Source organism: Fibrobacter sp. (genome assembly GCF_017545445.1).
Taxonomy (GTDB): Bacteria; Fibrobacterota; Fibrobacteria; order Fibrobacterales; family Fibrobacteraceae; genus Fibrobacter.
This window is the reverse complement of record NZ_JAFWOM010000103.1, coordinates 29,364-49,743: the sequence shown is the minus strand read 5'-3', so window position 1 is coordinate 49,743 and position 20,380 is coordinate 29,364. Positions and strand designations below refer to the sequence as shown.

The following is a 20,380-nucleotide window of genomic DNA, read 5'->3' as shown; positions in this document are numbered from 1 at the left end:
AGAACCGAGCGAGACAAGGCGCGAGACCCCGTAGCGTACTAAGCGTACGTGAGGGGTCGAGTAACGCCGTATCGCGAAGGTTATAATTCGAATTTTACTTTGTCGGGTTGAAGCTATCCTTCAAACTAACAGTGCGGTTAAACACGAGGTGGCCCGGCTTAGAGTCTTCGCTATCGAGGCAGAAGTAACCTTGGCGCATGAACTGGAAGCGGTCTTCGAGCTTCGCGTCGGCGAGAGCGGGCTCCACCTTCGCCTGCTTCACGACCATGGAGTTCGGGTTCAGGTAATCGTGCCAGTCTTCGCCTTCCGGGACCTGAGCAGGATCTTCGAGCGTGAACAAGTTATCGATGAGTCGCACTTCGGCATCCACAGCGTGTGCTGCAGAAACCCAGTGGATCGTTCCCTTGACCTTGCGGCCATCCGGAGATTCGCCACCCTTGCTGAGCGGGTCATAGACGCAGTGGATGACCTTGACCTTGCCGTCATCATCCTTTTCGACGCTCTTGCAAGTGACAAAGTAAGCGCCCTTGAGGCGGACTTCGCCTTCCGGCTTCAAGCGGAAGTACTTCTTCGGCGGTTCTTCCATAAAGTCGTCAGCTTCGATGTAGAGTTCACCGCTGAACGGCACCTTGCGGGTTCCTGCGTTCGGGTCGTTCGGGTTGTTCTCGACTTCAATCATTTCGACCTTGCCCGCTTCCCAGTTGTCAATCACGAGTTTGACCGGGTCAATCACAGCCATCACGCGGTTAGCGGTCTGGTTCAATTCTTCGCGGATGCAGAAGTAAAGGAGGTTCACATCGACCATGGAGTCGGCCTTGGAAACACCGATGCGGCTACAGAACTCGCGGATGGAGCTCGGCGTAAAGCCACGGCGGCGGAAACCGCAAACAGTCGGCATACGCGGGTCGTTCCAACCAAGCACAGCCTTCGTCTGCACAAGTTCGAGAAGCTTGCGCTTGCTCATCATCGTGTAAGTGAGGTTCAAGCGAGCAAATTCAATCTGCTGCGGACGGTTCTGCAAACCAAGTTCAATGAGGAACCAGTCGTAAAGCGGACGGTGGGCTTCGAACTCGAGCGTGCAGATGGAGTGCGTGATGCCTTCAATCCAGTCGCTGAGCGGGTGCGCAAAGTCGTACATCGGGTAGATGCACCACTTGTCGCCCGTGCGGTGGTGCGTGCAATGCTTGATGCGGTAGATGACCGGGTCGCGCATATTCATGTTCGGGCTAGCAAGATCGACCTTGGCACGGAGGCACTTTTCGCCATCGGCGTACTTACCGTCGCGCATTTCGTGGAAGAGCTTCATGTTCTCTTCGACGCTGCGGTCGCGATAAGGGCTCGGGCGGCTTGGCTTGCCGGCATCGTTGCCACGGTATTCCTGCATTTCGTCGCGAGTCAAATCTTCGACGTAAGCCTTGCCCATTTCAATCATCTTTTCGGCAAAGGCGTAAATCTGGTCGTAGTAGTCACTTGCAAAAAATTCTTCTTTCCATTCAAAGCCGAGCCACTTCACGTCTTCGCGAATGGAATCCACGTATTCCACATCTTCCTTGGTGGGGTTCGTGTCGTCGAAGCGGAGGTTCGTAAAGCCGCCGAACTTTTTGGCGGTGCCGAAGTTCAAGCAGATGGACTTGGCATGTCCGATGTGAATGTAGCCGTTCGGTTCGGGCGGGAAACGCGTCAGCACGTGATCGCGCTTGCCGGTCTGGAGGTCGTTAACGATAATGTCCTGAATAAAATTCGAAGATTCGGGGATTTCCATAACAGGGTCCTTTTAAAATTTTACGAGGGAAATTTAGAAAATAGACGAGAGACTAGAGACGAGAGACGAGAGGAAATAGTGGCAATATAAGGTTATAGGACTTCGTTTTTCAAGAATTCCCCTCAAGAGCACGCGGCTTGTAATTTCATATAAATGACAATATTTTACATTCGATAAAGCTTTTTAAAGATTATATTAAAGATATGAAGTATTTGCATTCCATGTTATTGCTGTTGTCTTTGGGGAGCCTCGGTTTTGCCGCAGTAGGCGACACTCGGACCATAACCTATCACCTGAACGGGGGTGTCAACAACCCTGCGAACCCGGATAGCTATGTAGTAGTCTCATCCGTAAAGCCCGACGAATGCAACATTACACTCCTCGAGCCAACTCGCGAAGGTTCCCGATTTCTGGGGTGGTTTGAAGAAACTTATTACGGCATTTCCCCTTCACCCCAAAAAAACATATCCCGTTGCAGCGGAACCAAATACACATTAATAGCGCTTTGGGGTCCCGCCATCAAGGAACCCCAAGTAAATGCCGACAGCTGTTACCAAATTACCACTAAGGAGGAACTTTACGCCATCCCCAAACTTTCCGCTCTTGTTTGCATAGAACTCCAAAATGATATCGTTGTCAATGAAAATCTACTAGATGCAGATGGAAACCCGGACTCCACTCGCAAAGACATCATGTTCTGGGAGCCATTTAATTTTGGCGGGATATTTGAGGGTAACGGCCACACCATTTCGGGACTTTATTCCAAAACAGCTGGAGAAGCAGGCTTTTTTTCCAAGCTCTATATAGGAGCCGGCAAGCCCCCTGTTGTAAGGAACTTGGGCATTAAAGATTCCTATTTTGAGGGAAGTTCTTATGCGGGAGGTATTGCCGCACATATAGACCAGTCGGCACTTTTGGTCGATGTTTTTAGCAAAGCAACGGTTGTTTCCGGTAGCAGCGCCGGAGGCATTGTCGGTACAATCGTAAGCCACAAAGACTGGACATGCCTTGATAGCCCCGCTATGGTAAAGCGTGCACCGGCATTGTCCGAATGGCCAACAATGGCCCCGAATAACGTGGCAAAAATTATCAATGCGTACAATGCTGGCCGCATTACAGGAGCTTCTAACGATTGGGCCGGAACCGGAGGCATTGTTGGAGACGCGCAGGATTTGATTCTTGAGAACGCATTCAACATCGGAACCGTTTCTGACAAAGGCGATGCTATTTTCGGCCTTCAAGATCTTGATTGGTGTTACTATGACAGTTCCAGCCACCATATCGAAATCAAGAACACCTACTATGCCGGCGATGCAACGGTCAAATATGGTGGTTTAAAAGCCACGGAAAGCGAATTCAAAGACGGGACCGTTCTCGGCAAATTGCAGGAGAGCACCTACGGTGCCGCATGGGAACAAGACGTGGGCACGGATCCGCACCCAGTTTTAAGTTCGAAAGTGAAGTATTATCTGGACTATAAACTGAACGGAGGCAAGAACAGCAACCAAAATCCAAAATACTACACAAGCGATACTACCATTATTTTGGCAAGCCCCACAAAGGAGGGTGACACCTTTGAAGGATGGTTCACCGACAACTTGTATAAAGAAAGAATCGACACCATCAAGGCCGGCACTAAAAAATACTACACCCTTTACGCCAAGTGGGAAAGCGAATACTTCTTGACCTATGTAGCCAATGGCGGCATAAATTCTGCAATCAATCCCTCACGCTGGTCCTCGGATTCTGCAACCTATACGTTAAAGGAACTAGAAAAAACAGGCTACACTTTTGGTGGTTGGTACGCTGATTCCACATTCAAAACGCCGGTGAAGGAACTTACGCCAGACCGCCGCGATGACATTACATTATATGCAAAGTGGATAACAAACAACTATAAAATCACCTACCATTTGAACGGCGGTGTAAACAACCCCGACAATCCGACAACATTTAATTTCGACACCATCGCCACCTTAAAAGAACCGACTCGTAAAGGCTTCGTTTTTGTAGGCTGGTTTGACAAACTCACCTATGCCAGCAATATAAAGCGTTTCCCGCAAACAGACTATTACAGCCGAGACTTCGACCTTTATGCGCACTGGTACCCCGAACCCCAAAAGCCCGCCACAAACGAAAGAGGTTGCTACATCATCACAAATCGCAATGAACTGTACTGGTTCGCATTATATACGAGCAACAAACTCGATAGTGCCAAAGTTACAGAAACCCAGCCCTGTGCCTGGCAAAAAAATGACATTGTCGTCAACGAGGCCCTTGTAGATGCCGACAGCAATTGGGTAGATGGAATTGTACTGTGGCAGCCCATTGGTGTACAGCGTGCAGGCAATACTTTGGTTTATTATGCCAACAACCATAGTGTTTCGGGACTATTCGTCAACGACTATTACAGTCAATCTGTATGGGAAGAATTTTTCTGGCATCCGGATGGTAAGGGCTCCTTCCCATATTTCCTGAATAGCTGCGTAAACACAAACGATAGAACCATTTGGTCGAATGAAATTCCACGGCAATCGCTTCATACGATTTCCAAGGTGCCTACGTTCGGCGTCAGAGCCGCAGGCCACACATTGCAAGTCTATGGAGCCAAGATGGGTGCAATGGTAAGCGTATTCGACATGCAGGGCCGAGTAATTGCCTATGGGCAGGTGAATGAAGCCGGAAACGTCGCGCTCGAAATGCGCTGTGCCGGCAATTATCTGGTCCAAGTAGGCAACCAGGTGCACAGAATCAATGTAAAATAGCACTTTGATTTCTAACTTTCTCATCCGAAATGGCAAATTTTGGATATAGTTTTCTACTGGTTCTGGCGGCATTCCTCTGGGGATCCACCTTTGTAGCGCAAATCGAAGGGAACAACGTGGGACCGTTTACCTTTGTATGCATGCGAAATTTCATCGCCACCGGACTTCTGTTCGGACTAGCCCACATTTTAGATAAACTAGGCAAAAATTCACGAAGGCCCAAAACAAATGAAGAACGACGATTCCTTTGGAAAACCGGAATTTTCTGCGGGATAGCACTTTTCTTCGCAATGAACTTGCAGCAGATAGGGCTTTATCTCGGAACCTCCGCCGGGAAAGCAGGATTCCTCACAACATGCTACATTATTTTTGTTCCGCTCATGAGCGTTTTTCTCGGCAAACGGATTTCTCCTAAAATCTGGTTTTGCGTCGCATTGACTGTTGCCGGACTTTACTTGCTCTGTATCAAGGAACAATTTTACGTGCAGTTGTCCGATATCGTAATGTTGCTGTGCGCATTCGCTTTCGCAAGCCAAATTCTGATTGTTGACAAATTCGGCACCCAAGTCGATAGTGTGAGGCTTTCCGCCATCCAGTTTCTCGTAGTCGCAACGCTTTCCATTTTCCCGATGTTTTTCATCGACTTGAAAGGTTCATTTGCGGGCTTTAACACCATCGCCGAAGTCTATTCCCATTTCAAGCCGTGGATTCCGCTTTTATACGCCGCCATTCTTTCGAGCGGTGTTGCGTTCACGCTGCAAATCATCGCACAAAACAAAATAAAGCCCACCATTGCATCGTTATTAATGAGCCTTGAATCGGTCTTTTCCGTCATTTCTGGATGGGTGATGTTAAACGAGCGATTCACGCTCCAAGAGGGAATCGGCTGCATTTTAATGTTTACCGCCGTCATCCTTGCTCAAAGCCGCGAGCCGTAAGCTGAGAGCGATGAGTAAAAAACAATCAGCTTAACAGAACACCCCAAATAAGCCAACCTCGAAGCAGTCAATAAGTGCAACTAGGCTTTTACGCGAAAAAAAATCAAAAAAAACACATTTATTTTTCAAAATGAGTTTCCAAAATCAAAAAATTATACTATCTTTGTGTTCGTTCCGCTAAGGACCACGCGGTCGTGGTGGAATTGGTAGACACGCTAGCTTGAGGTGCTAGTGGGAGCAATCTCATGACAGTTCAAGTCTGTCCGACCGCAGAAAAAGACTCAGTGAAAACTGAGTCTTTTTTATTCGCCTTAACAGCGAATTTTCCGTCGCCTAATCCTTCACGCAGCGGACGGTGTACATGTTTCTTTTATTTTCATTGATAATTTTTGTATGTTCATTACAGCAAATACTCATGACCGAAGCACTATCCGCTTTTACACTCGTAGAATTCCAGAATCCCGTACAAAGGCCATTCATATAGAAGCCATCATCTACATCCCAATTCCCTATCGGACGTACTGCAAAGCCATAATCATCCGTACCATTTCCTTCGACATCATTGCAATAATCACACCAACCAACTGTAGTTCCGTCTGTTTTACCAGCTAAATCTGTAGTTTTGAGTACTTTACTTGCAATTAAACGCCCACCTACCGCAGAAACCAAAGTATTCCAATCACCTTCCGTTGGCAAATGCCAGCCTCTCGGGCATGCCTTCAACGCCGCAGACCATGCATAAAGTCGATCCGATTCAGCACAATTTTGGCCACTGTCGTCCCCATCTTGGCATTTGCTATTTTTTGTCTTATACTGTATATTTTCAGCCATCCAAGTTTGGCTACCGATTTTCACGGTCTTGTACGTTTTTTTGTCTCGCGGATCTTTAAAAGTTCCCCGAACCACATTCGAAGGGGGAACAAAAGAAGAAGCCCCATTCGCTCCATTCTTTTGTTCATCTTTAATACAGCGAATGCTATACGCATTGAACGAGAAATTATTTTGCAAAATTATGCTATCGTTACAGCAAGGCAAGCATACAGCCGTATCAGACGATCCATCATTTTCTATAGAATGGAAGCATGTCGTAAAACCGATTTTTTCGTCATAGTCATGATAATTCATTCTATATCCAGCAGGGAGTGCCGAAAAAACAAAATCATCCCTGCCGAATCCATTTTCAAAATGCCCCTTTTGGCGTTCGCAATAATGCCAATCGCTTGAAGCCTTCAGCATTTTGCCAGCCACAGCTTCGCCACCCGCAGCATTAATCAAAGTTTCCCAGTCAGCCTTTCGGGGCAAGCGCCAACCCGCAGGGCAAACGTTTACCAGCGAGCGCCAGTCATAAAGTTGTCCGTATTTTTCGCAACTACTAGAATCGCCATAACAAAAACTGGACTGCGTTTTATAATTGAGATTTTCAGCCATCCAAGTCTGCTTGCCGATTTTTACTGTTTTGTACGTGCGACCATCGCGAGAATCTTTCATGGTTTCCGCTTTTTTCGCTTGTTGCTTAGCGCTCGGCAATTTATCTTTCACACAGCGCACGTTAAAGCTAAATTTTTTGAGTTTATGAATTAAATTATTCTCATAGTTTTTGTATGCATGAAACATATCATACTCATAAAATTTACTATGCAAATTTACAGCAAACGAGCTATCTTTATTGATTTCCGTAGCACTCCAAAAATACGCACTGCTACCATTTTCTCTATACCTGTCTTCATCGCGGTCATAATACCCTGTAGGGATTGCAGAAAATCCAAAAACATCTAACCCATTAGCACCTCTATCCCAACCTTTTCTAGAATTTAAAGTTTGTTCTACAGAAACATTCGCACCCGCCATCCTCATTAGATTTACCCAATCCGTTTCCGTTGGCAAACGCCACCCCACAGGGCACGCCTCTTTCGCCTCATTCCACATATAAAGACGACCGTACTTCATACATAAGCTTTCATAATTTTTATAGCACACACTATATTCCGTATCGTAATTCAGATTTTCCGCCATCCATATTTTATCGCCAATATCTACAGTCTTATAAATTTGTCCATCGCGCGAATCAACGAGGATGTTCTCGTCAGAGGGGAGTTCTTTTTGGCTTTGCGCTGTACGGGCAACGTCATCATCCTTGATGCAACGAACACTATAGCCGTAATTATCTTTTTTGTCGGAATACTGGGAAAAGGCACTCCCGTCATAACTGCTCAGATACATTCCACGATATGCTTTAACAGGGCCCAATCCTGTAGAACTCCAAAAAGAAGCTTTTTCACCTCGAATTCCAAATCTCAATTTATTCTTATAATCAATTTCCAGCTTTCCTGCCGGGAGAGCTGTGAAACCAAAAACATCTCGCCCATTACTTTGATAATTCCAACCCGACGAAGATTTAAGCGCCATGCCAGCCGAATCGACCCCTCCTGCTGCAGAAATAAGGATACTCCATTCAGCTTGTTCAGGCAAACGCCAACCAGCAGGGCATGCTTTCATCGCCGCTTTCCACGTATAAAAGCGACCGTATTTCGCACAGCTGTCAGCACCATCCTCATCGCAATAACTCCCCTCCGTTTCAAAATTCATGTTTTCAGCCATCCAAGTTTGGTTGCCGATTTTCACGGTCTTGTACGTACGGCCATCGCGTGGATCCGTTACAGAATTTTTAATCACCGAAGCTGCAGATTTTTTTAAAGACGAATCCAAAAACACGGGAGAATGTTGTACACAACGAACCGATTGCCAACGCCTCCTATACTCGCCATCAAGCTTTGCATGGTCGTCAAAATAACGCAAATTCATGCTGAAAAATTCATACGAAGAAGAAGCATCTCTCCCCTTATCTTCCGACGAGCTCCAAAAACCAGCATAGGATTCACGATTTGCATAAAGGCCGTTTTCATATCGGATTCCAGCAGGCAGAGCCGAAAAGCCAACATCGTCAGAGCCATTTCCGCCATAAAGCCAACCCTTTTTCGACTTCAGGCTTTTGCCAGCATGTTTGGAACCGCCAGCAATCGAAATGAGTTCAGCCCATTCGGCTTCCGTCGGCAAACGCCACCCTGCAGGGCACACGTCCATCACCATTTTCCCTAAATAGAGACGACCATACTTCACGCAGTTGATCGCTTTATCATCAAAGCAATAGCTATTTTCCGATTCGTAGTTGAGATTTTCGGCCATCCAATTCAGTTTTCCAATCCGCACTGTTTTATAAGACTGACCATCGCGAGAATCGACAAGTTTTCCGCTTGGAGACAAATTCTCTGCAAAACCGCAAAGGATAAAACAAGTTAAAACAAGCAAGCAGACAACAGTCAACAAATTATTTCTTTTATTCATAATACCAAGCTCCAAATCATTAATGATTTCAGTCCTTTATGCAGCGAACATATAAACCGTAATATTTTTTAGCTACAAAAAAGAAAGTTCCGGCATCATCATGACGAAAACTCACTCCATTATCATACGAAGAAGGCTCTTCAATCGCCCAAAAAGCTACACCCTCTCCTTCAGATCCAAAACCTTTCCAAGCATGCCATCCTCCTGCAGGAAGCACAGAAAAACCATAGTCATCTGAACCCGTAACACTTACCGGATTATCTAGCTTTTCCTTTTTCCAATACCCGTTGCGGTCAACAACTTCAATTTCATCAATTCTCTTGCTAGACTGAATCCAGCCGTTTTTCGCCTTAAGAAACTTACCGGCCATCGTATAATTTCCACGTTCACCTAAAATACCCCCTACAGCAACAAACAAAGCTTCCCATTCAGATTTTGTCGGAACATGCCAGCCCAGAGGACAAACACCACGCACAGGATACCGAGGTGTACACTTTTCTCTATATCCACATCCTTTTCCATTCGTAGAAAAAAGCGCAGCACTATCCATCACATCAAACAATCTGTAAAGTTGCCCGTATTTAGTGCAGTTGCTATCAGCCTCGTTGTAACAGAAGCTGCTATCTGTTTTGAAATTCAAGTTTTCCGCCATCCAAGTCTGCGAACCAATTTGCACGGTCCTATAAGTTTGTCCGTCACGAGAGTCGGTGAGGAGATTGCCGATGACAGCGTTCCCCTCTCGTCTTTCATCTCTAGCCTCTCGTCTAGCAAACCCCTTAATGCAGCGTACAGAAAAGCCGTTCTTTTTATCGCTGCTATTCAAATCTGCACGGTCATTGAAGTTTTGCAAATACAGGCCATACGCCTCTTTTTCGCTTTCTTCCGAAGCGCTCCAAAAGATTGCATAACGGCCAGGATCGTTGTAAGTTCCGTCTTCAAATCGCACACCTGCAGGATCCGCCGAAAATCCAAAAACATTCGTGCCGAAATTCGGTTTTTGCCAACTGCTTACGGACTTTAACATTTTGCCCGCCAAAGGTTGCCCACCAGCAACATCCAGAAGATAAGTCCAATCCGCTTCCGTCGGCAAACGCCACCCCGCAGGGCACGCATTCATTGCCGCATTCCACGTGTAAAGCCGACCATGCCGAACACAATGAATAGCCTTATCGCCATTGCAATAACTATCATCCGTATTAAAGCTTAGATTCTCCGCCATCCACGTCTGCGAACCAATTTGCACCGTCTTATAAACCCAACCGTCACGCAAGTCGGTCATGGAACCGAAATTATGGTTATTTTCGAGATCCCAGTCATCTGCAAAACATGATGGCACCAAAACAGCAAACATCAAAACGCAAATAAAAAAGGTTATAGAGAAATTTTTAGAGGTGACCATAAGCAACTTCTTTGTTTATAAATAAGAATACAAATTGTTTTGTACAAAAATACAAATACTCCTTGTGCAAAATTGAAACTTTTCATTTACGATTTAGAGAAGAAATTCGTTCAAAGCGATACGACCTCGCCCTATCAATCCTTCACGCAACGGACGGAATATGCCTTGTTTTCGGGATGATTCATATCGACATTAAAGGCATCGTGTTTCAATTTCACGTAATAGAAATTTTTATCATCTACTTCCTGAGAGCACCAGAAGTTGGCAGACTTGCCTTCTTCCCTATCAATACCAGAGCCCAAACCAGCAGGAATTGCCGAAAATCCAAACGGATCCGTTCCATTTCCATCATTTATCCAGCCTTTTTTAGACTTTAGCGCATTTCCCGCCATAAATTGCCCACCCACGGCATTGAACAACTTTTCCCATTCCGATGGAGACGGCAAATGAAAACCTGCAGGGCAAGCCTCCATAGCCACGCGGTCCTCGTAAAGACGCCCATACTTAGCACAGTTACTAGGAACTTTGCCATAGCAATAGCTTTTATTGGGGACATCGTAATTCAAATTCTCCGCCATCCATGTCTGTTCACCAATTTTTATGGTTTTATAAGTTTGTCCGTCTCGCGAGTCCGTCATAAAAGACTCAGCACCTTTTTCAACTTTCACCGGTAATCTTGTAGAATCAACCTCTTTTCTATTTCCATCCTTGACACAACGGATCGAATACCGCATCGAATAATCACAATTGATAATTCTCGCCATATTCGTATAGTCTTCCAAGAACATTAAATACGCATGATTCGAGTCATTTTCTGCAAAGCTCCAAAAATCAGCATCCCCACCAAGGAATACAGATATTGAGGAAGCAATACCTGTAGGTATTGCAGAAAATCCATATTCATCTTTACAATCATCGCAACCATCCCAGCCTGTTTTATTTATGAGAGCCTTACCCGCTACACGTTGCCCCCCAACAGTAGAAAACAAGGTGTACCATTCCGCAGTTGACGGCAAATGCCAACCTACAGGGCATGCTTTTTTCGCCTCGTTCCATTCGTAATAACGACCTCGCACATCACAAGGACTATCTTCAACCCAGTCCCAGCAATTTGAGCCCGCCATGTCATAACTTAAATTTTCGGCCATCCATGTTTGGTCGCCAATATCCACCGTTCTATACACATGTCCATCGCGAGAATCGGTCATACTTCGCATCGGCATTACAGAATCTGAAGGTATTTTAGTAGAATATATACTTTGTATTGAATCAATCAATTCATCTTTTACACAACGAACATGATACTTCATATGCTTATATTTTTGGTCTAAAGACATTTCTTTATTATAGAAAGCCAACATATATGCCAAGACTTCATCAAATATGGTAGAACTCCAAAAGCCCATATTTTCATGCATTTCCCAAGCGTTCTTCGACCTAAGCGCAAGCCCCGCCTTGTCTTTTTCATCTAGCAACGAAAGCAATGTTTTCCATTCATCGCGAGACGGCAGATGCCATCCCGTAGGGCAAATTCCCTGTACCGGATACGTCGGAGAACAATATTCCCATAGTCCACAACCTTCACCATTTTTGGTAAATGTCGCAGAGCTATCCATAGCGGCAGCCCAGCTGTATCGACGTCCAAACCGGGTACAATTGATGCCAAGATCTTTTAGGCAATCACTATCATCTGTTTTATAGTTCAAATTTTCGGCCATCCAGGTTTGTTCGCCTATTTTCTCGGTCCTATAGACCTGACCATCGCGTGGATCCACAAGAATCTTGCGAGAAGGCGTTTCTGATTTTGCAGCAACACCATCAGAATTTACCGTTGCATTTTTGGAAGAACTGCACGCGATAAGCGTTGCAAAAACGGAGCAACAAACAAAAGCAATTAAAGCAACACGTTTATTCATAATTTAATCCTTGATGCAGCGAATATTTGCTCCATAATATTTTTCATAACCGTTCATGTAATTATCTAATTCAACACTTTCAATGCCGCTATACATAAGCAGAAGATAGGACTTACGTTTGTTCGATCTCGTAGAAGTCCAAAAGCCAGCCGTTTCACCGGCATATTTAAAGTTACCATTGTCATCCCGCAACCCTGCAGGGAGAGCCGAGAAGGAATAGGCATCCACACCATTCCCATAGTCTTTCCACCCTGCCGTCGAGCGGAGCATTTTACTTGCTCCAAACTCACCTCCGACACCATTAATAAAATCACGCCATTCATCAACGGACGGCAAATGCCAACCTTCAGGACAAATTCCTCTTACATTTCCCTCCAGTTCACAATTTTCACCATCCATGTAACCACAACCTTTACCATTGGGGGTAAAGTTGCCTACACTATCCATAGCAACCGCCCAAGTATAAAAGCGACCGTATTCAGCACATTTATCCGGTTCACCCTTATAGCAATAGCTATTGGCAGCTTGGTAATTCAGGTTTTGAGCCATCCAAGTCTGCGTGCCTACAGTCACCGTTTGATAAACTTGATTGTCGCGAGAATCGGTCATAGATCCCTTGATTACACTTGAAGGGGCTACAACAGAAGAAGATGAAGAAGATCTACTTAATTTTGCAGAGGAACTAGAAGACATTTTCGATGATGAAGACTCTATGGCATCTACATCATTCATAACGCAGCGAACGGAGTGCGCTTCGCGTTCATCATCACTATTAAAAGAAGCTACGGAGGTTAAATAATCAAATTGTACAAAGTCATATTTAAAATAACGTTTATCTAAATTATTCTGATGTTTCTCAGAAGTCCAGAATAATGCATCGAAGCCACTCTTGAAATATTTTCCATCATAATTTCTTTTTGCCCCCGGAAGTATCGAAAAGCCATATTCATCTTTTCCTTTACGATCGTTAAACCAATTTTTGGCATCTTTAAGCTTAAATCCGGCTATAAGCGGGCCACCCACGGATTTGAACAAAGCTTCCCAATCTGCACGTGTAGATAAATGCCATCCACCCGGACACGCTTCATTTGCAGCCTTACCTTTATAGAGGCGGCCATACCTAGCGCAATTTTCTAGACTATCTCCAAGGCAATAACTATCAGCTGTTTTATAGTTGAGATTTTCGGCCATCCAAGTCTGTTTACCAATAGTTACAGTCTTGTAGATTTTGCCATCACGAACATCCACAAAAGAATCGTTAACAACATTCGATGGAGATACCGTCGCAGAGCCGAGTATCCTCGCCTTCTTTTTACGAACTGGCTTCACCGTTTTCGATTTTGCCACAAGCGAGACGCTATCTAAAATACATCGAATCGGAATTTCATAAGAATCCTTGTCTTTCCCCCATTCTACAGGCTTATCATCATACAGATTTACAAACGACCGATCCATAGAACTCCAGAATTCCGCATAACCGAAATCTCCATATGTTCTTTTACGATAGCCACTAGACTTAGACTTTTCTTTGGAATTTTGGGGAGTTTCATACTCCTTGAGACCCGATAAAAGCGCAGTAAATCCAAATCGATCCGCATACTGAATACGCGGAGGGTCGTCTTCAAACCCATAGAAAGTGCAAAAATTCCATTCCAAGCCCGATGAACATTTTGACGAACCTACAATCCGATCACAAGCACTGTTTGGCACAAAATGAAGCGTTCGACCCGCCACGGAATCACCGCCCACAGTAGCAAACAAAGTTTTCCATTCTACAGAATCGGGCAAGTGCCAGCCCGCAGGGCAAGCGTTCTTTGCAGAAACCCACTTGTAATAGCGTCCTAACTCGGCACAAGATGCAAGAGAATCTTGTTCGCAACTGCTATTCGTCGTCTCGTAATTCAAGTTTTCCGCCATCCACGTCTGCGAACCAATTTTTACAGTCTTATAGGTCTGACCGTCACGCTCATCCGTCATAGAGCCGGGTTCAACAAGTACCGAAGATGATGACAAAATTTCAGTATCCGTTTTTCTTTCACTTTCCGTCCCCATTCCATCTTTAACGCAGCGCACGGAAAATCCACGGTTTTTATTTTCGTTAGAATAATCAGAAAAGCCGTTTTTCATGCCCTGATACCAAGCTTTGAACGCATCTGTTTCTGTAGAACTCCAAAAAACAGCGGTTTCACCCACAAGGAAATCACCATCAAAATCCTTATCACCAGCCGGAAGCGCCGAGAATCCATAATCATCCGTGCCATTACCATTTATCCAGCCGTCCCTAGACTTCAACAAATTCACATTCTTTTCGCCAACAACAGTTTTCAATGTACCCCATTCAGCTTTTGTCGGCAAATGCCAACCGACAGGGCAAGCACCTTGTACTGGGAACGTTAGCGAACAACGTCTATCGAAACCGCATTCTTTGCCTGTTGCACGGAGAATGCTTGCGCTATCTACCGCGGCAGCCCACGTATAAAGACGCCCGTACTTTTCGCAATTACGTGATTCATTCTGGTAGCAATAACTATTGGCTGTTGCAAAATTCAAGTTTTCCGCCATCCAGGTTTGCGTTCCAATGGTTACAGTCTTGTAAAGCCTGCCATCACGGGAATCAGTTACAGAACCTCTCTCAACCTTCAAAGAAGAAGAGGAAGAAGTATTTCCTTTAGGCGTAGAACTAGAGGATAAAACAACAGCAGGTTCTCCTTTTAGGCAGCGGACAGACATTCCTACTTTTTTGTCATCGAGATCTAAATCGACTTTATCGTAATAATACAGAGACAATCCATACGCATCATCGTTTTCTTCTGATGCGCTCCAAAAGAATGCACTTTCACCATCGGCGCTATACGTGCCATCACTGAACCGAAAGCCTCCCGGCAAAGCGGCAAAGCCAATTTCATCAAATCCATTTTTCCCATCAAACCAGCCATCTGACGACTTGAGCGCATTGCCAGCCAAATTGAATTTAGTCATGTAAGACCAACCCATCTGTTTATCTTCTTTCCACTTATCCAGTAAATTTTGCAATTCGCTTTTTGTTGGCAAATGCCAGCCTGCAGGGCAAGCATTCAGAGCAGCCGACCATGTATAAAGTTTTCCATATTTATCGCAATTCGAATCGTCATTCGACCGACAATAACTCTCGTCTTTTTTGTAATTGAGATTTTGAGCCATCCAGACTTGGTCGCCAAATTTCACAGTCTTGTAAATTTGTCCATCACGAGGATCAGTCAATGAATCTAATTCGACCTTTCGAGATGAAGATGACTTTGCCGCCGATTCTGAACTTGAGAGATTCAACGTTTGTATTTTGCCAGCGGAAGAAGAACTATTAAATTCAAGGCTATCGTTTTGCACACATCGAACTGAAAAAGCGAATTCCGGACGATCTCTATTAATGCTAATAGAATCACTATAGTAGTAGAAAGACACACTATTCGTATCTACAGAGCTCCAGAATACAGCATTCTTCCCTCCTGCAATATAATAGACATCATCCTTTTTGGAGAAAATATCTCCGAAGGAATTCGGACCACCCTTTGCTCCAGCCGGAAGCACAGAAAAACCATTATCATCTATGCCATTGCCCCCATTCAACCAGCCAAATGTCGATTTAAGCTTTTTACCAGCGGAACTTTTTCCACCCACAAAAGAAATCAATGTATTCCATTCAGTCGTATCAGGAAGATGCCAACCGTCTGGGCAAACTTTTACCGCCCTTTTTTGCGGATAAAGATATCCGAATTTGGTGCAGTTGCTAATGTAGCCATCATAACAATAACTGGAAATCGTTTCCTCTTCGTATCCTTCCTCAGACATTGACTCAAAGCCATATCCATACATAACGAAATTGTAGATTTTTTCGATTTTGTAATTCAGGTTTTCGGCCATCCAGATCTGCGAACCAATTTTCACGGTCTTGTAAATCTGGCCGTCTCGAAAATCTGTCATGAATCCATATTCAACTCCATCACGCAGAGTATTTTCCACATCGCCAGACGAATTTCGCGTAGAGCCACACGCAACCAAAAGCACGAGCATCAATGCACTTGCAACAGACAAAACAATAAAACGATTATTCATAAGTATCTTCTTTGTATATAAAGAATATAATACGATTCTTGACACGCAAAGATACCTAAATTTTTGTACAAAATTAGAAACACAAAAATCTTATTTAAACCAATGGATAAATTTTGCTAAACCGCTATACAAGAAGAATTCATCCTTCACACAGCGCACTGAATAGCGGCTGCTTTTATGTTCATCGTGCATGGAATAATAATGGTCTGTACACTCATTACCCGAGATGCAAACATCGCCACCACCGCAATTAAAATCCGCAAAGCAGGTCAATTCAAAGCTATACGATTTAGCACTATTTTTTTCCGAGGCACTCCAAAATTCTGCATCACGTCCAAAAATAGAAGCTCTAGCAGGAATAGCCGAAAATCCAAATTTGTCCGTACCGTTTCCGTGATTACTCCAACCCTTCGTAGATTTGAGAGCCTTACTCGCAGAATCATTTCCTCCAGCCGAATGAATCAACATGTTCCATTCAATCGAATCCGGCAAATGCCACCCCGCCGGGCAAGCCGCAATCGCAGCATCCCATTTATAAAATCGACCGAATTTAGTACAGTTGCTATCGGCATTCTTATAACAAGAACTGCTATCCATTTTAAACTTCAAATTCTCGGCCATCCAAGTCTGCCATCCGATTTTCACAGTTTTGTAAGTTTGATTATCGCGAGCATCTGTAATTTCGCCTTTTGGAATAGAGGATGCCTTTTTTTCAGCTAGCTCATTCAATTGTTTCAAAATGAGTTTGCGAGTTTTTCCAAAGTACCTAGATTTTCCCTTTATTTTTATATCATTATAATTTTGCATAAATGAATAAAAATTAGGACGAGACAAGCTTATCCCTTTTCGAGCCTTACCTTTGACACAACGTACCGACAACTCCTCTTCTTTACCATTATCGTAATATGGGTTTACATCATCGCGGTCATAAAATAAACGCGTGGAATAAGCGTCATTTTCGTTAATCTCTGTAGAGTTCCAAAAAGCAGACGCATTCAAAAGAGGTTTATCCCCATAGAATAACAATAGTTCACTCAGCAAGGCTGTTGGATATGCAGAAAAGCCATATTTATCAGAACCATCGCCAGCAGAGGAACAGTGATTCACAAAAATTCCATTTTCATTCCGCATACGATATTCATTTTTACACATCCATCCACTTTTCAATTTAAGAACCTTCCCCGCTACTTTTTCACCTACCGTTGATATCAAGGTATTCCAATCACTCACATCCGGCAAATGCCACCCTGTCGGGCAAGCTTTCTTTGCCATTTTCCAATTGTAGAGGCGACCATATTTACCGATACTATCGCGTCGATTATAGAACTGACTACTCCCCTTTATCTTGTATCTCAAATTTTCGGCCATCCAAGTCTGTTGGCCAATTTTTACAGTCTTGTACGTCTGTCCATCACGAGGATCCCTAAAATTTCCTTTAGCATTATAGACTTCAACATCCTTGAGACAACGAACGGAAACACCGGTGATTGAGCCACTGATTGAGCCACCGTAAAAATCTACTTTATCGTTATTATAAGATAAATAAATCTTATCTTTTTCAAAAGCACCTGCATCCATAAAAAATAATGCATAACGATTTTTACCAACAAATCTCACTTTACTAGAGTCAATTTTTAATTTTGATTTTGGGGTTATATGACGCGGGTCAATTTTTAATTTTGCTTTTGGGGTTCCATGATACGGATTATCATCTATATCCCTTAAGAAACAACCGAGTCCCGCGGGAAACACCGAAAATCCAAATTCATCAGTACCGTTCCCATCATCAAACCAACCTTCTGTAGATTTTATTTTTTTACCCACTGTAGAAGAATCATTCAAAACACTAAACAACTTTACCCATTCCCATATAGCAGGCAAATGCCAACCAGCAGGACACACATTTTTCGAATTCACATACAGACGTCCATATTTCGTACAGTTGCTATCCACATTGTCGTAACAAAAACTGTTTTCAGTTTTGTAATTCAGATTTTCAGCCATCCAAGTCTGCGAACCTATTTTCACAGTCTTGTAAGTTTGTCCATCACGAGGGTCCGTCATAACATCCTTCGTTATAGAATTCGTGTTACGAGAATCATTTAAATTTGCTGAAGCATCAAGAGAGTCATCAACCTTCTTTATTTCCATATTTTTATCGTTTGCGACTTGACTTCCATCTATTTTTTCATCTTTAACACAACGAACCGAAAGAAAATGCTCCAGCATTTTTCTTTCATATTTATCCAATACTTCCTCATCTATCGCAGTAACAGGATGTAAACCGATAGTATCAGAAAAATTCGATAAATTCATACTATACACGCTGGATTCTGAATACACCGTAGAACTCCAAAAAATACAAGCCCCGTCGTGATCGTTGCAATCCTTATAATTTCCCAAACCATTCCAGCCGTCCGAAGATTTGAGAACTTGATCCATCCATTTTTCTCCGCCAACTGACAAAATCAAAGTTTTCCATTCACTCGAATCAGGTAAATGCCAACCCGCAGGGCAAGCATTCATTGCGGCATGCCATTTATAAAGTCGGCTCGACATAAAGCAATCATGATCTCCAGGACCAAAACAATAACTGTCATCTGCATTGTAGTTCAGATTTTCAGCCATCCAAGTCTGTTTGCCTATTTTCACAGTCTTGTAAACTTGGCCATCGCGAGGGTCTTTCATAAAACCTTTTTCCATCACGACAGATTCTCTTAATGATTCACCATCATCGCATGCGACAAGAGAAGCAAGCACAAGCAAGCAAACACAAGATAAAAGAGCAAAACGGTAGTTCATATAATTAGTTGAAAACGGTTAATGACTAGAGAAATCTAAGAAATTCAGTGATATACGTTTTTTAAAAGCCAAATTACAATTTCTTAGGCGTGCACACACAAATTCTAAGTAAAAAAAATAAAGCGTAAGCAATTCTTTGCAAACGCTATAATGATTATTTACCAAGACTCCCCCAAGTCATCGCCCCCCTTAATCGTAGCCATAAGCATCGTTCCATTCATAAGAGCGTCCATATTTCAAACTTTTTTCACGTCATTCGTCATTCCTCTCTCGTCTAATACTATATTTAGATTACTATGCAGATTACTAACGCTTCTCAACTTACTGGTGTATTTCCCGCGTTGTTCACCCCGCTAAAGAACGACGATCCTAAGAACCTTCGCAACTCCATCGACTACAAGAAGATGGGGCAAATGATTGACGATGTTATTGCAGCAGGAGCAAGCGGCGTTCTCCCTGCAGTGACCACGGGTCAAAGTGCCACAGTCTCTCCGCAGCAGCACCTTGACGTGATCAAGTTTACTTTGGACTATGTCGATGGTCGCGTTCCTGTGATTGCTGGTGCTGGTTCCAACTGCACTCGCGAATCTATCGAAATGATCGAAAACGTTTTGAAGATTGCTCCGGTGGCAGTCCTCTGCGTCACGGGCTACTACAACAATCCACCACAAGAAGGTTTGCTCAAGCACTACCAGACGCTCAGTAGCGAAACGGGTGCAAAGATTGTTATTTACAACGTTCCAGGCCGTACGTCCAGCTACGTCCATCCGGACACGCTTATCGCTCTTGCCGAAGACAAGAACATCATCGGTCTCAAGCAGGCGGTTGAATTTGGTTTTGGCGAAAAGTATCACGAAGATACAATGCGCGTCATCAAGGAAACAAAGGGCAAAGACTTCGCCGTGATGAGCGGTGAAGACGGTCTCTTTGCGGACCTCCTCGAAATGGGCGGCACGGGTATCGTGAGTGCATCAGGCAACATCCCTGAAGCTTGCAAGATTTTCGTTGACCTGTACAAAGCATTCCAATCTGGCGACAAGGACAAGGCTCACAACTTGCAGAAGGAAGCTCGTGACTACATCGATATCACATTCTGCCGTAAGAACCCGATTCCTCTCGGAACGCTCTTCAACAGCCCGTTGTTCCAGCCGCTCGTAAGCGTGAAGGACACTGCTAACGGAGCTGACGCTGTCGCCCGCATCATGAAGCTCATCGACGAGAAGGCACCCAGCTTGAAGAAGTATCATGTTTAGTAGACAGTGGTTAGTAGGCAGTAGACAGTAACATTACACGTGCTTCGCACGTCTATAAAAAGGCGGCAAAGCCGCGATTATAAACTCGCTATTCCTAACCACCAACCACTAATC

Annotated in this window: 9 protein-coding genes and 1 tRNA gene; 4 read left to right on the top strand and 6 right to left on the bottom strand. The window is 44.1% G+C overall.

Annotated elements, in window-relative coordinates; all coding sequences use genetic code 11:
- Positions 1-94: 94 nt before the first annotated feature.
- Positions 95-1,762 carry a glutamine--tRNA ligase/YqeY domain fusion protein gene (locus IKG78_RS11840; RefSeq protein WP_290943682.1) on the bottom strand — a complete coding sequence of 556 codons (1,668 nt, stop codon included), beginning with the start codon at positions 1,760-1,762 and terminating at the stop codon, positions 95-97.
- 221 nt (positions 1,763-1,983) lie between these two features.
- Between IKG78_RS11840 and IKG78_RS11835 the strand changes: the two genes are divergently transcribed.
- The 3 genes from IKG78_RS11835 (at position 1,984) to IKG78_RS11825 (ending at position 5,737) form a co-directional block, all read left to right on the top strand.
- Positions 1,984-4,527 carry an InlB B-repeat-containing protein gene (locus tag IKG78_RS11835; protein ID WP_290943680.1) on the top strand — a complete coding sequence of 848 codons (2,544 nt, stop codon included), beginning with the start codon at positions 1,984-1,986 and terminating at the stop codon, positions 4,525-4,527.
- 29 nt (positions 4,528-4,556) lie between these two features.
- On the top strand, positions 4,557-5,465 hold the full coding sequence (locus tag IKG78_RS11830; protein WP_290943678.1) for a DMT family transporter: 909 nt from the start codon (positions 4,557-4,559) through the stop codon (positions 5,463-5,465).
- Positions 5,466-5,653: 188 nt separating this feature from the next.
- A tRNA-Leu gene (locus IKG78_RS11825) sits at positions 5,654-5,737 on the top strand.
- 61 nt (positions 5,738-5,798) lie between these two features.
- Here the strand turns inward: IKG78_RS11825 and IKG78_RS11820 are convergent.
- The 5 genes from IKG78_RS11820 to IKG78_RS11800 all read right to left on the bottom strand — a co-directional run bounded on the left by IKG78_RS11820 (position 5,799) and on the right by IKG78_RS11800 (position 19,013).
- The gene (locus IKG78_RS11820; RefSeq protein WP_290943676.1) at positions 5,799-8,807 is read right to left on the bottom strand and encodes a fibrobacter succinogenes major paralogous domain-containing protein; all 3,009 of its coding nucleotides are present in this window, start codon (positions 8,805-8,807) and stop codon (positions 5,799-5,801) included.
- A 28-nt stretch (positions 8,808-8,835) separates the two neighbouring features.
- Positions 8,836-10,158, bottom strand: coding sequence for a fibrobacter succinogenes major paralogous domain-containing protein (locus IKG78_RS11815; protein ID WP_290943674.1), 1,323 nt, complete (start codon positions 10,156-10,158; stop codon positions 8,836-8,838).
- Positions 10,159-10,340: 182 nt separating this feature from the next.
- Complete coding sequence (locus tag IKG78_RS11810) at positions 10,341-12,122, bottom strand: FISUMP domain-containing protein (protein WP_290943672.1); 1,782 nt, start codon at positions 12,120-12,122, stop codon at positions 10,341-10,343.
- Between the two features lie 3 nt (positions 12,123-12,125).
- Positions 12,126-16,211 carry an FISUMP domain-containing protein gene (locus IKG78_RS11805; RefSeq protein WP_290943670.1) on the bottom strand — a complete coding sequence of 1,362 codons (4,086 nt, stop codon included), beginning with the start codon at positions 16,209-16,211 and terminating at the stop codon, positions 12,126-12,128.
- Between the two features lie 90 nt (positions 16,212-16,301).
- The gene (locus IKG78_RS11800; protein ID WP_290943668.1) at positions 16,302-19,013 is read right to left on the bottom strand and encodes an FISUMP domain-containing protein; all 2,712 of its coding nucleotides are present in this window, start codon (positions 19,011-19,013) and stop codon (positions 16,302-16,304) included.
- A gap of 296 nt (positions 19,014-19,309) precedes the next feature.
- Here IKG78_RS11800 and IKG78_RS11795 point away from each other — a divergent pair, with 296 nt between their 5' ends.
- The gene (locus IKG78_RS11795; protein WP_290943666.1) at positions 19,310-20,266 is read left to right on the top strand and encodes a dihydrodipicolinate synthase family protein; all 957 of its coding nucleotides are present in this window, start codon (positions 19,310-19,312) and stop codon (positions 20,264-20,266) included.
- Positions 20,267-20,380: the final 114 nt, after the last annotated feature.